Source organism: Micromonospora sp. NPDC048930 (assembly GCF_043197935.1).
Taxonomy (GTDB): domain Bacteria; phylum Actinomycetota; class Actinomycetes; order Mycobacteriales; family Micromonosporaceae; genus Micromonospora.
The window spans coordinates 391,467-403,870 of the sequence record NZ_JBICUB010000007.1 but is presented as its reverse complement, the minus strand read 5'-3'; the positions used below and the strand labels follow the sequence as shown (position 1 = coordinate 403,870).

Below are 12,404 nucleotides of genomic sequence, written 5' to 3'. Positions count from 1 at the left end.
ACGTTAGTAGCCGCGCCACTCCGTACGGGCGTACTCCAGCACCCTGGGCTGCAACAACGTGGAGGCGGGTACGTCCAGCCGGGCCCGGTCGGCGGGGAAGGTGGCCGCCGCGGCGAGCACCGCCGGGGTGAGGAAGCGCAGCGGCGGCGCGTCGGCGGGCAGCGCCAGCACCGGCGGGGCGGTGCCCGGCGCGGCGAGCACGTACCCCCAGTCGCCGAAGCTCGGCACGTCCACGTGGTACGGCACCGTGGCGTAGCCGGCCTCGCGGACCGAGTGCTCGATCGACCAGTACGACCGGGGCGCGAAGTACGGCGAGCCGGCCTGCACCACCAGCCGCCCGTCGGGGGCGAGGACCGAGCGGATCAGCGCGTAGAACTCGACGGTGTAGAGCTTGGCGGTGGCGGTCTCGTCCGGGTCGGGCAGGTCGGCGATCACCACGTCGAATCGTTCCGTGGCGGTCCGCAGCCAGCCGAACGCGTCCAGGTTGAGCACCCGCACCCGGGGATCGGCGAACGAGCGGTGGTTGAGCTCGCGCAACTGCTGCTCGGTCCTCGCCAGCCGCACCACGGCCGGGTCGAGGTCGACCAGGGTCACCCGGCGCACGTCCGGGTATTTCAGGATCTCCCGCAGCGCCAGCCCGTCCCCGGCGCCGAGCACCAGCACCTCGCCGCGCGGCCCGCGCATGGCCGGGTGCACCAGCGACTCGTGGTAGCGGTACTCGTCGACCGAGCTGAACTGGAGGTCGCCGTTGAGGAAGAGCCGCAGGTCGGTGTCCGCGTGGCCGATCTCCCGTACCGACCGGGTCAGCACGATCTCCTGGTAGCGGCTGCGTTCGGCGTGCACCACCGGATCCCGGTAGAGCTGCTGCCGCGCGGTCACCTCGAAGTCCTGCGCCGTCACCCAGGCGTACCCCAGGCAGAGGGCGACCACGACGCACCCGGCGCCGAGCGCGAGCCGGGCGCGGCCCCCCAGGTCGGCGCGGAAGACCGTGCCGACCAGCGCGAGGCCGGCGACCGCGTTCACCGCGCCCACCACCAGCGCGCCCTTGAGCTGCCCGAACACCGGCATCAGCAGGAACGGGAAGGCCAGGCCGCCGAGCAGCGCGCCCACGTAGTCGGCGGCGAACAGGTCGGCCACCGCGCTGCCGGCGGACTGCTCGCGGATGCGTTGCAGCAGCACCATCAGCAGCGGGATCTCCGCACCGATCAGCAGGCCGAGCACGAACGCGGTGCCGACCAGGGCCGGCCCGTACAGGTCGAGCCAGGCGAAGGCGGCGTAGAGGCCGAGCACGGAGAGGCCGCCGAGCAGGGCGAGGGTCAGTTCGATCGCGGCGAAGGCCGCCGCCGCGCGGGACTGCAACGGCTTCGCCACCAGCGCGCCGACGCCCATCGCGAAGACCATCACGCCGAGCACGATCGACGCCTGCCCGACCGCGTCGCCGATCAGGTAGCTGCCGAGCGCGACCAGCGCCAGCTCGTACACCAGGCCGCAGGCCGCGCAGACGAAGACGGCGAGCAGGACCGCCGCGCGGGCCGGCCGCCACCGCGGCCGCGCCGGCGCGTCGGTGGTCACGCCTGCTCCCGGGTACGCGGGGCCTCCGGGTCCGCCCCGGCGCGCTGCGCGGGCACGACTCCCGGGCGCTTGCGACCACTCCGGCTCGGCGCGTCGGGCACCGCGCCGCGACCCGGAGCAGTCGCCCGCCGGCGGCTCGCCACGCCCACGCCGATCAGCAGCGCGGCGAACAGGAGCAGCCCGACGGCGGCGAGCAGGGTGCCCCAGCGGTCCCGCAGCAGGTCGCTGCCGGCGTCCGGCAGCGGGGAGGGGCTGGCCGGCCCCGGGGCCGGGGTGGCGACGACCGCCTCGACCAGCTCCGCCTCGACGGCGAGCAGCGGCAGCATGACGGCCGCCCGGGTGGCCGCCCAGCCGGGATCGTCGATGAACACCTCGTCGGTGAGCCCGAGCCGGTCCAGGCCGCTGCGCATCCGAACCAGCGCGGCGGAGTCGATGTCCGGGGAGCCGGTCACCTCGACCTGGGCCGTGTCGTTGCTCTCGCTGCTCTCCGAGACGTAGCGGATGGTGGCGGTCACCTGCACCCACCGCGGGCAGCTCGGGTTCTCCTCGACCCGCACCCCGTCGCCGAGGTTGGAGCCGGCGCTGATCACGTCGTCGCCGTACGACCAGTAGTCCTTGAGCACCCAGCCGTAGCAGAGGCCCTGGCTGGCGGTGGAACTCCGGAGGATCGCCACGGTGTCGGCCCGCTCGTCGGCAGCCGGTGCCGGCACGTCGGTGCTTCCGTCGTTGTTGAGCACGCCCGCGATGACGCAGCCGAGCACGACCAGGCCGGTGGTCAGCCAGAAGACCCAGATGGCGGCCTTGTGCTTCGTCGCCGGTGGCTTCGCGGCGGCCATCAGCTGATCGCGGCGGCGATGATCGCGCCGGTGGCCAGGTGGACCACGGCGGAGACCCAGACGGCGGGGTGCGGCTCCGGGTCGACCAGGATCTCCCCGAGCCGGCCCGGGGTGGCCATGTCCAGCAGCAGGAACGCCGCCGCCATGATGACCAGCCCGAGGATGCCGTACGCGGCCGCGCCGACCAGGCCGAGGACGAAGTCGTCCGCGCTGGCGACGATGGCGGCGACCACGATGGTGCCGACGCCGGCCAGGTTCGAGGCGAGCAGCAGCGCCGCGTTGCGGTTGCGGTTGACCCAGATCAGCTCGTGGAGCTTGCCGGGGGTGGCGACGTCGACCAGGACGTAGCCGACGGCCATCAGGACGACACCGACCACGCCGTAGGCGAGCGTGACCAGCAGATCGGTGACCAGCGTCTGCACAGGGACTCCAGGGTTCTCAGGTGGGAGGGGTCAGCTCACTTGCCGGCGCCGGGTCCGCCACCGCGGACCGTGCTGCCCCGGCCCCAGCCCCAGTGGTTGCCCACCCGGGAGTGGTAGCGGGGATACGCGGTGCCCAGCCGCTCCAGCAGGATCACCGAGCCGGCGGCGATCGGCAGGATCACCACCGAGTCGTCGTCGTAGCGCAGGTAGACGCCGCTGCCGTCGACGTACTGGTCGGCCGGCTGCCAGGCGTCGGTGACGTCCTTGGCCACCTGACTGGGGGTCTGGTTCGAGGTGTACGCGATCGCGTCGCTGCCGATGTCCCGGCCGGCGGCGCGGGTGTAGCGGTCCTCGACGTAGCCCCGGGGCGAGAAGTTGCCGTAGAAGATGGCGAAGGCGGCGACCAGCGCGCCGATGACGGCGAACGCCACGCCCACCACGAACCACCGTCGGTACGTCACCGTGCCACCACCGTCTCGGTCAGGACCAGCTCGTTGGTCTGGGGATACGCGTGCCAGGTGCGCCAGGCCACCGAGCCGTCCGGCGGGTCGGGGCGTACGGAGAGCGCGGTGACCGCGTCGACGTCCCCGGGGAAGACGCCGACCAGCGCGTACGGGTCGTCGGCCAGTTCGGCGCGGAGCGCGGCGACCCGGGTGCGCAGGCCGTCCCCGGCGGGCCGGAGCACCGTGGCGGTGAACCGGTAGCCGGCGCTCTCGTCGTGCAGGGTGTCGGGCAGGTGCGGCACGCGCCCGGGCAGGCAGGCGACGGTCTCGGTCAGGTCGCCGCAGACCACCTGGTGCGAGGCGCCGAGCAGGCGCAGCCGCAGCCGCAGGCCGCCCGGGAGGGTCAGCTCGCGGACGTGCAGGGCCGGGCGATCCGGGCCGCCCAGGCTGAGGCTCAGGTCGGCGGCGCGGGTGTCGACGTACGGGGCGACCAGGTCGACCAGCACGTTCAGGCCACCGTCTCGGGGCCGCCCTGCGGGTAGATCATCACCTCGGCGCGGTGCAGTTGCTCGCCGAGGTTCACCTCCCAGCCGGCCTCGCCGTACGCCTCGAAGGAGAGCCTGGCCCCGCCCGGGGCCTGGTAGTCGTGGTAGCGCATGGTGCCGCGCGGGTCGAGGCCGGTGCCCTCGGTGGCGGTGTACTTCGCCTGGCCGGACTCGTCCCACTGGTAGCGGCGGCCGGCGATCTCCAGCGTCGGGGCGCCGGGGGTGACGGTGGCGGACGGCTCGCCGGTCCAGAGCACCAGCTCCAGGTCCGGGTCCTCCTCGACGGAGAGCCAGCGCTTCACCCCACCGGCGTCGTCGAGCAGGTGCTCGGCCCAGCTCCAGCCGCCCTCGACCAGGTGCACCGAGCCGCGCACGGTGTAGGACACCTGGCGGATCTCCACGATGTCGCCCGGCTTGAGCGTGCGGGGGTCGCCGCGCAGCGCGTCGGCGTCCCGGTCGCGGAACGGGTCACCAGGGGTCTGCGGTCGTGCCTTGGACCGGGCCCTGGTCAGCGCCACCACGGCGATCACGACCCCGGCCACCCCGAGCAGGCATCCCGCTCCCGCCACCAGGTACGCCAACGTTCCGTCCACGACCCCGCCTCCCCACGTGCGTCGGCGGAGACGGTAACAACCCGGCGCACGCGTGCCGAAGCCCCGCTCACTGAGTGAGTGAACAGTTACATCAGGTCCCGGCCAGGCGTTCGGTGGCGTACTCGCGCAGGGTGGCGCGGCCCATCACGCAGCCGCTGAACGTGGTGAACTCGCCGTCGTCGTGGCGCAGCCGCTCCCAGGCCGCCCGGCCGGCGGCCCGGTCGACGGTGTCCAGCAGCGCGGCCGCGTACGCCTTGCCGGCGGGCGATCCGTGCGTGAGCAGCCAGTCGACCTTCTTCCGGGCCTCCGCCGGATGCTCCTGGAGGACCCGCTCCACATAGCGGTACGCGTCCGTGGCCGGCAGGATCTGCGACGCGATTCCCACCCCGCCGAACGCGAGCGTGTCCGCCCCCGCGAGCTCCCGGACGGCCGCCTCCAACTCCCGGTCCTTCTTCCCGATCCCCAACATGCCTCCCTACTGCCCGCCGCCATGCCATCCGACCCTGTTGATCATGAAGTTGTCGCCCGCCGCACGGCGTGTCGTGACAACAACTTCATGATCGACGGAAACGGCCGGGGTCCCGCGTGGTGCGGGACCCCGGCCGGGTCGGTCAGGCGGGGGTGACCGTCAGGGCGTCCCTGGTGTCGGCCAGGTCGACCTTGACCGTGTCGCCGTCGCGGATCTGGCCGGCCAGCAGCGCCTTGGCGAGCTGGTCGCCGATCGCCGACTGGACCAGCCGGCGCAGCGGACGCGCCCCGTAGATCGGGTCGTACCCGTGCTCGGCGAGCCACAGGCGGGCGGCGTCGGTGATCGCCAGGCCGAGCCGGCGGTCGGCCAGCCGGCGGCGCATCCGGTCCAGCTGGATGTCGACGATGGCCCGCAGATCCTCGCCCTGGAGGGCGGCGAACACCACGATGTCGTCGAGCCGGTTGAGGAACTCCGGCTTGAAGTGCGACCGGACCACCGCGAGGACCCCCTCCCGGCGCTCGTCCTCGGTCAGCGTCAGGTCGCTGATCACCGACGACCCGAGGTTCGAGGTGAGGATCAGGATCGCGTTGCGGAAGTCCACCGTGCGGCCCTGGCCGTCGGTGAGCCGGCCGTCGTCGAGCACCTGGAGCAGCACGTCGAAGACGTCCGGGTGGGCCTTCTCCACCTCGTCCAGCAGGATCACCGAGTACGGCCGGCGACGCACCGCCTCGGTGAGCTGGCCGCCCTCCTCGTAGCCGACGTAGCCGGGCGGGGCGCCGACCAGGCGGGCGACGGAGTGCTTCTCGCCGTACTCGCTCATGTCGATGCGGACCATGGCCCGCTCGTCGTCGAAGAGGAACTCGGCGAGCGCCTTGGCCAGCTCGGTCTTGCCGACGCCGGTCGGCCCGAGGAAGAGGAAGCTGCCGGTCGGGCGATCGGGGTCGGCGACGCCGGCCCGGGCGCGGCGGACCGCGTCGGAAACCGCGGCGACCGCCTCGGCCTGGCCGACCACACGCTCGCGCAGCGACTCCTCCATCCGGAGCAGCTTGGCGGTCTCGCCCTCGAGCAGCCGGCCGGCGGGGATGCCGGTCCAGGAGGCGACCACGGCGGCGATGTCGTCCGCGCCGACCTCCTCCTTGAGCATCGCGCCGTCGGCCTGGAGCCGGGCCAACTCCTCCTCGGCCCGCTTCAGCTCGGCCTTGAGCGCCGGGATCCGGCCGTACCGCAGCTCGGCGGCACGCTCCAGCTCGCCGTCGCGCTCGGCCCGCTCGGCCTCGCCGCCGAGCCGCTCCAGCTCCTCCTTCGCGGTGGAGAGCTTGGTGATGTGGCTCTTCTCCAGCTGCCAGCGCTCGGAGAGCGCCGTGAGCTGCTCCCGCTTGTCGGCCAGCTCCTTGCGCAGCCGCTCCAGCCGCTCGGCGGAGGCGGCGTCGGGCTCCTTGGCCAGCGCCATCTCCTCGATCTCGAGCCGGCGCACCGCCCGCTCGATCTCGTCGACCTCGACCGGACGGGAGTCGATCTCCATCCGCAACCGGGACGCGGACTCGTCGACCAGGTCGATCGCCTTGTCCGGCAGGAACCGGTCGGTGATGTAGCGGTCCGACAGGGAGGCGGCGGCGACCAGCGCGGCGTCGGTGATCCGTACGCCGTGGTGCACCTCGTAGCGCTCCTTGAGGCCGCGCAGGATGCCGATCGTGTCCTCGATGGTCGGCTCGCCGACCAGCACCGGCTGGAAGCGGCGCTCCAGCGCCGGGTCCTTCTCGATGTGCTCGCGGTACTCGTCCAGCGTGGTGGCGCCGACCATCCGCAGCTCGCCGCGGGCCAGCATCGGCTTGAGCATGTTGCCGGCGTCCATCGAGCCCTCACCCTTGCCGGCGCCTACGACGGTGTGCAGCTCGTCGAGGAAGGTGATGACCTGGCCGTTGGAGTTCTTGATCTCCTCCAGCACGGACTTCAACCGCTCCTCGAACTGGCCGCGGTACTGCGCGCCGGCCACCATCGCGCCCAGGTCGAGCGAGACCAGCTTCTTGTCCCGCAGCGACTCGGGGACGTCACCGGCGACGATGCGCTGGGCGAGGCCCTCGACGATGGCGGTCTTGCCGACGCCGGGCTCACCGATCAGCACCGGGTTGTTCTTGGTACGCCGCGACAGCACCTGGATCACCCGGCGGATCTCCGAGTCCCGGCCGATGACCGGGTCGATCTTCCCCTCGCGGGCGCTGGCGGTCAGGTCCACGCCGTACTTGGCCAGGGCCTGGTAGGTCTGCTCCGGGTCGGCGGTGGTGACCCGCCGGTCCCCACCGCGGACGGTCGGGAAGGCGGCGACCAGGTTCTCCTCGGTGGCCCCGGAGTTCTTCAGCGCGACGGAGACCGCGCCACCCACCCGGGCCAGGCCGGCGAGCAGGTGCTCGGTGGAGGTGTACTCGTCGCCCAGCGGCCGGGCGATCTGCTCGGCGGCGCCGATGGCGTTGACGAACTCGCGGGCCAGGGTCGGCTCGGCGATGCTGGAGCCGTGCGCGGCGGGCAGCGCGTCGACCGAGCGCTGGGCGACCCGGCGCAGCTCGGCGGGGTCGGCCCCGACGGCGCGCAGCAGGCCGGCGGCGGTCGAGCCCTCCGTGTCCAGCAGCGACAGCAGCAGGTGCCAGGGCTCCACGGTGGCGTGACCGCGCTGGTTCGCCAGCGCGACGGCACCGGTGATGGTCTCGCGGCTCTTGGTGGTGAGGCGTTCCGTGTTCATGGGCTCCCCTGGATCGGCGTGTCCACTGGGAAGGACACAACCAGAGTTGAGTCTATTCCGCTCAACTCCGAAGGTGTGACCCCCATCACTACCCCGCCAGGTGGAGTGAGGCAGGGCCATGATCCTTGACGGCCAGGCTGCATTCTTCTCGGCGTGTCGAGTCGCTGAGCTGCCAACGATCACGGCTGGGGCTCGGCGGCCGGTCGTCAGTCCCGGGTCAGGGTCAGCCTGATCCAGCGGCGGTTGCCGACCGGGCCGATGTTCAGCACGATCTCGTCCGGTGCCCGGGCCAACAGCGTCCCGTCGCCGAGCAGTTGCAGGTAGTGCTCGGGCCCGACCGGCCAGTCCACCCGCGCGTACCGGCCGTCGACCACGATGCCCACCCCGTCCGGGCCGGTCACCGCCACCCGGCCGTCGCCAACCGGCACCGCCGACACGATCCGGTCCGGGTGGCCGTCCGCCCGTACCGTCTCCCACCCGCCCCGCCACCGCCAGAGCGCCGGGAAGCCCCGCCGGTCAGGTCGCTCCCCGACCAGCCACGGCTCGCCGTCAGGCGCACGCATCGCACGGACCACACCCACCGCGCCGTCCGGCGCCGGCACCGGCGTCCGCTCCCAGCTCCGCCCTTGGTCGGCCGAGACCGCAGCGTATGGGCGGCCGGCGTCGTCCGCACCGGCCGCCACCAGCAGGTCACGGGCCTCGACCGCGCTCTGCACCCGGGGCAGTCCGGGCTGCACCGGCAGCGGCCGGAGCCGCCGGCCGTCCCACCGGGTCACCCGCCCGCCGCCGTCGTCGGTCACCTGGAACCGGCCGTCCGGCCCGGTCAGCCCGGGCGGCGGCGCGATTCCCGGGTAGTGGGTGAAGGTGGCGCCGCCGTCGGTCGAGGCGTACCAGCCGAAGGGCTCGGCACCGAGCACCAGCAGGCCGTTCGGGGCGTACAACTGCTGGTTCTCGGCCACCGGGCGGGGATGCGGCAGCGCGCGCCAGGAGCGGCCACCGTCCCGGGTGGCGAAGAGCAGCGCCGGGCAGTCCCGGCCGGGCGGCCGGCCGTCGCAGATGGCGAAGAGCGCGTACGCGTGCTCGGCGTCGACGAACTCGACGTGCGGCAGGCCGTACCCCTCAGCGACGGCGACCCCGACGTGGCGTACCTCGTCGACGTCGGCGACCGGCCGCGGCGCCGGCGTGCTGACCGCCGGCCGGGGCGACGCGGACCTCCGGTCCGGCGGCGGCCGGCGGACGTCCCCGATCGAGCAGCCGGCCAGCAGTGGCAGGAGCAGCAGGATGATGACCTTGTGGCTCGCGGGCCGGCCCATTCACGCCTCCATCGACCCAAGGGTACGACCGGTCACTCGTCGGTGCGGGGCCGCCGGCTCTCCACCACGATCCGGACCCACTGCGGCTCGTCGCCCCGGCCGATGAGCAGGTCCTCCGGCCCGCGCGCGAGCAGCGCCCCGTCGGCGAGGAGGGTGAGGCGCTGGTCGCCCTGCAGCGGCCACGACTTTTCCCACAGGTCGCCGTTCCCGTCGGCGACCACCACCGCGCCGCCCTCCCGGCCGCTGACCGCGAGCCGGCTCTCCCCGAAGGGCACCATCGACGTGTAGGGCCCGGGATCGCGCGGCGGCACGATCGGTCGCCACTCCCCGTCGTAGTGCCAGAGCGCCGGAAAGCGGCCCGGCTCTGCCCGTTCGCCGATCAGCCACACGTCGCCGGCCGGCGAGGCCGCCACCCGCAGCGTCGCAACCGGGCCCTCCAGGGTGACCAGCCGCGGCCGCTGCCAGGTCAGGCCCCCGTCGAAGGACACGGCCAGCAGCGGGCGGCCGGCGGCCACCCTGGTCACCACCACCAGTCCGTCCGCGCCGTGGACGCTCGTCGGACGGGTCACCGGCGACGGGGTCGGCAGGGGACGCCAGGTGCCGCGCTGCCAGCGGACCAACTCACCGGTGCGCTCGTCGACCTTCACGGGTGCACGCAACGCGTCCAGCACCCCCGGCCGGGCCGGTCCGGCATCCCGCCGGAAGCTGGTTCCCTGGTCGAGGGAGTAGTACCAGCCGTCCCCGACCACCCGAAGGGCGGGCACGTCGGCGATCACCTCCAGCCGCTGCCCGGACGCGAGCGGGCGGGGATGCGGGACCCGGTGCCAGGTCCGCCCGCCGTCGTCGGTGGCGTAGAGGCGGGCCGGGCAGTCCGACGAGGGTGGCTGCCCGGCACAGGAGGCGAAGAGGGCGTATCCGTGGTCGGCGTCGCCGAACTCGACGTAGGGCCGGTCGTACCAGCGCGGGACGCCGACCTCGACGCGGCGCACCTCGGTGCCCGCCGCACGGGACGGCGTCGGCACCACTACCTGAGCGGGCGGGGGGCCGCTGCCGCCGACCGCCGTGCAGCCGTTGAGCAGGAACACCGCGGCCAGCAGGGTTGATCTTCGGCGCATCGGCCCTCCAGCGCAGGGTAGCCTCACCTGGGTGCGTGTACGTGTCGAACAGACTGCCCTACCGGGAATCGGCGTACGTCACGATCTGGTGACGGAATCCGGCCGCCGGATCGGCGTGGTCTCCCACCGCAATGGCCGCCGGGACCTGGTCCTCTACGACCCGGACGATCCCGACTCCTGTCAGGCGGACATACCGCTGACCGACGACGAGGCGGAGGCGCTGGCCGACATCCTCGGCGCGTCGCTGATGCTCGGCCAGCTCTCCGGGCTGCGCGAGCAGGCCGCCGGGCTGCTCACCGAGCAGATCGCCATCCCGGCCGGCTCCAAGTACGTCACCAGGCGGCTGGGCGACACCAAGGCGCGGACCCGCACCGGCGCGTCGATCGTCGCCGTGCTCCGGGACGGCGAGGTGATCGTCTCGCCGGATCCCACCTTCCGCTTCGCCGCCGGTGACGTGGTGGTCGTGGTCGGCACCCGCCAGGGGCTCGACGGGGTGACCGCGATTCTCGCCGAGACCCCGGACGGCTGAGGCGCGGATGCACGAAACCACAAGTCTGCTCGTCGAGGTCGGCGCGCTCCTGCTCCTGCTCGGTCTGCTCGGCCGGCTCAGCCGTCGCGTCGGCGTCTCGCCCATCCCTCTCTATCTGCTCGCCGGACTCGCCTTCGGCCACGGCGGCCTGCTGCCGCTGAACGCCAGCGAGGAGTTCTTCGCGGTCGGCGCGGAGATCGGCGTGATCCTGCTGCTGGTCATGCTCGGCCTGGAATACAGCGCCAACGAGCTGGTGGGCAACCTCCGCTCGGCAGCCCCGGCCGGCCTGATCGACGCGGTGCTCAACGCGCTGCCCGGCTTCGCCTTCGCCCTGCTGCTCGGCTGGGGCTGGGTGGCCGCCGTGGTGCTCGCCGGCGTCACCTGGGTCTCCTCCTCCGGCGTGATCGCCAAGGTGCTCGGCGACCTCGGCCGGGTCGGTAACCGGGAGACCCCGGTGATCCTTTCCGTGCTGGTCATCGAGGACCTCGCGATGGCCCTCTACCTGCCGCTGCTCACCGCGCTGCTCGCCGGGGTCGGCCTGGTCAAGGGCGGCATCGCGCTCGCCGTCGCGGTGCTCACCGTGGTCGTCGTACTGGCCGTCGCCATCCGGTACGGGAACCTGATCTCCGCGGCGCTGTCGGCGAAGGACCCGGAGGCGCTGCTGCTCGGGGTGCTCGGCCTGACGCTGCTGGTCGCGGGCATCGCCGCCAAGCTGCAGGTCTCGGCCGCAGTCGGGGCGTTCCTGGTCGGCATCGCCCTCTCCGGGCCGGTGGCGCACCACGCGACCGAGCTGCTCTCCCCGCTGCGGGACCTGTTCGCCGCGGTCTTCTTCGTGTTCTTCGGGCTGGTCACCGACCCGATGGACATGCCACCCGTGCTGCTGCCGGCGCTGCTGCTGGCCGTGGTCACCATGGGGACGAAGCTGCTCACCGGCTGGCTGGCCGCCCGCCGGGCCGGCATCGCCGAGCCGGGCCGCTGGCGGGCCGGCTTCGCGCTCACCCCGCGCGGCGAGTTCTCCATCGTCATCGCGGGACTCGCGGTCGCCGCCGCGTACCCGGTCGAGCCGAAGCTGGCCGCGCTCGCCACGGCGTACGTGCTGATCACCGTGGTGACCGGGCCGATGCTGGCCCGACTGCCCGATCTGCCCTGGTTCAAGCGCTGGCTGCGCCGGCGCAGCGCCGCCCGGCGACCCGTGCCCGCGGGAGTGGCGGACTGACCCCGGCCGGGCCGGGTCGACCGTACGGTGGACCCGGCCCGGCCATCGGTCGCGGAATTGATTCCGGGAAGGTCTACCGCTGACCTGCACAAGCGCGTTACCGTGTCGCCCCAGCAGCCAGGGTCCGCGGGTGGCCAGCGCCTCCCGCCAGCGGTAGCGGAAGGTTGGCCGGTGAGCGTGCAGGAAGAGACGTTCCACGGCTTCGCCAACCCCGTCGACCCGTCGCCGGCGGAGCTACGGGCGTGGGCGTACCACCCGGACTCCGTACCGCTGACCTCGATGCCGCCGGACTGGGACCTGCTGGTCGCCGGTGACCACCTGGTGCAGACGCTCTTCGAACTGGCCATGGACCAGGCCTGCCCGGCCCGCCGGTTCGCCCTGCACTGCCTCTACATCTACGCGGCCGACGGCATCCGGACGAACTTCCGGGCCCACCCGAAGCGCCGCTTCCGCAAACTGGTCGAGCAGGCCGAGCGGGCCGGCGACGAGCTGATGCGCAACTGGGCGCACAACAGCCGGGTGCTGCTCGCCCGACCGGACCTCTTCGTCTACCGGGACTGGTGCGAGGGCGGCCTGGTCCGCGAGAACCGCCGCCTCTGATCCGTGACGATGGGGCG

Annotated in this window: 13 protein-coding genes; 3 read left to right on the top strand and 10 right to left on the bottom strand. The window is 73.3% G+C overall.

The window, feature by feature from the left end:
• Nucleotides 1-3 precede the first annotated feature (3 nt).
• From ACGFI9_RS21010 to ACGFI9_RS20965, 10 genes are all read right to left on the bottom strand, one after another.
• A complete protein-coding gene (locus ACGFI9_RS21010; protein WP_393180031.1) occupies nucleotides 4-1,572 on the bottom strand; it encodes a polyamine aminopropyltransferase in 1,569 nt (522 codons plus the stop codon).
• On the bottom strand, nucleotides 1,569-2,408 hold the full coding sequence (locus ACGFI9_RS21005) for a hypothetical protein (protein ID WP_393180030.1): 840 nt from the start codon (nucleotides 2,406-2,408) through the stop codon (nucleotides 1,569-1,571). The genes ACGFI9_RS21010 and ACGFI9_RS21005 overlap by 4 nt, the downstream gene beginning before the upstream one ends.
• A complete protein-coding gene (locus tag ACGFI9_RS21000; protein WP_393180028.1) occupies nucleotides 2,408-2,830 on the bottom strand; it encodes a DUF350 domain-containing protein in 423 nt (140 codons plus the stop codon). The genes ACGFI9_RS21005 and ACGFI9_RS21000 overlap by 1 nt, the downstream gene beginning before the upstream one ends.
• Before the next feature lie 35 nt (nucleotides 2,831-2,865).
• Entirely contained in the window at nucleotides 2,866-3,291 is a 426-nt protein-coding gene (locus ACGFI9_RS20995; RefSeq protein WP_393180026.1) for a DUF4247 domain-containing protein, read from the bottom strand.
• A complete protein-coding gene (locus tag ACGFI9_RS20990) occupies nucleotides 3,288-3,779 on the bottom strand; it encodes a DUF2617 family protein (RefSeq protein ID WP_393180025.1) in 492 nt (163 codons plus the stop codon). The genes ACGFI9_RS20995 and ACGFI9_RS20990 overlap by 4 nt, the downstream gene beginning before the upstream one ends.
• Before the next feature lie 2 nt (nucleotides 3,780-3,781).
• On the bottom strand, nucleotides 3,782-4,411 hold the full coding sequence (locus ACGFI9_RS20985) for a DUF4178 domain-containing protein (RefSeq protein ID WP_393180023.1): 630 nt from the start codon (nucleotides 4,409-4,411) through the stop codon (nucleotides 3,782-3,784).
• 91 nt (nucleotides 4,412-4,502) lie between these two features.
• Complete coding sequence (locus tag ACGFI9_RS20980; RefSeq protein WP_393180021.1) at nucleotides 4,503-4,880, bottom strand: hypothetical protein; 378 nt, start codon at nucleotides 4,878-4,880, stop codon at nucleotides 4,503-4,505.
• Nucleotides 4,881-5,022: 142 nt separating this feature from the next.
• Complete coding sequence (clpB, locus tag ACGFI9_RS20975; protein ID WP_393180020.1) at nucleotides 5,023-7,614, bottom strand: ATP-dependent chaperone ClpB; 2,592 nt, start codon at nucleotides 7,612-7,614, stop codon at nucleotides 5,023-5,025.
• A 206-nt stretch (nucleotides 7,615-7,820) separates the two neighbouring features.
• Nucleotides 7,821-8,927: a hypothetical protein gene (locus ACGFI9_RS20970; protein WP_393180018.1), complete on the bottom strand. Its 1,107-nt coding sequence runs from the start codon at nucleotides 8,925-8,927 to the stop codon at nucleotides 7,821-7,823.
• A 32-nt stretch (nucleotides 8,928-8,959) separates the two neighbouring features.
• Complete coding sequence (locus ACGFI9_RS20965; RefSeq protein WP_393180016.1) at nucleotides 8,960-10,042, bottom strand: hypothetical protein; 1,083 nt, start codon at nucleotides 10,040-10,042, stop codon at nucleotides 8,960-8,962.
• Nucleotides 10,043-10,073: 31 nt separating this feature from the next.
• On the opposite strand from ACGFI9_RS20965, the gene ACGFI9_RS20960 reads away from it, so the two are divergent.
• The 3 genes from ACGFI9_RS20960 (at nucleotide 10,074) to ACGFI9_RS20950 (ending at nucleotide 12,387) form a co-directional block, all read left to right on the top strand.
• Complete coding sequence (locus tag ACGFI9_RS20960; protein ID WP_393180014.1) at nucleotides 10,074-10,571, top strand: cation:proton antiporter regulatory subunit; 498 nt, start codon at nucleotides 10,074-10,076, stop codon at nucleotides 10,569-10,571.
• A gap of 7 nt (nucleotides 10,572-10,578) precedes the next feature.
• A complete protein-coding gene (locus ACGFI9_RS20955; RefSeq protein ID WP_393180013.1) occupies nucleotides 10,579-11,787 on the top strand; it encodes a cation:proton antiporter in 1,209 nt (402 codons plus the stop codon).
• A 171-nt stretch (nucleotides 11,788-11,958) separates the two neighbouring features.
• Nucleotides 11,959-12,387: a hypothetical protein gene (locus tag ACGFI9_RS20950; RefSeq protein WP_393180011.1), complete on the top strand. Its 429-nt coding sequence runs from the start codon at nucleotides 11,959-11,961 to the stop codon at nucleotides 12,385-12,387.
• The last annotated feature ends 17 nt before the right edge of the window (nucleotides 12,388-12,404 follow it).

Bases quoted from the DNA above. Each gene is read 5' to 3' on its own strand.
- ACGFI9_RS21005 (WP_393180030.1), bottom strand. From the start codon at position 2,408: ATGGCCGCCGCGAAGCCACCGGCGACGAAGCACAAGGCCGCCATCTGG.
- ACGFI9_RS20980 (WP_393180021.1), bottom strand. From the start codon at position 4,880: ATGTTGGGGATCGGGAAGAAGGACCGGGAGTTGGAGGCGGCCGTCCGG.
- clpB (WP_393180020.1), bottom strand. From the start codon at position 7,614: ATGAACACGGAACGCCTCACCACCAAGAGCCGCGAGACCATCACCGGT.
- ACGFI9_RS20970 (WP_393180018.1), bottom strand. From the start codon at position 8,927: ATGGGCCGGCCCGCGAGCCACAAGGTCATCATCCTGCTGCTCCTGCCA.
- ACGFI9_RS20965 (WP_393180016.1), bottom strand. From the start codon at position 10,042: ATGCGCCGAAGATCAACCCTGCTGGCCGCGGTGTTCCTGCTCAACGGC.
- ACGFI9_RS20955 (WP_393180013.1), top strand. From the start codon at position 10,579: ATGCACGAAACCACAAGTCTGCTCGTCGAGGTCGGCGCGCTCCTGCTC.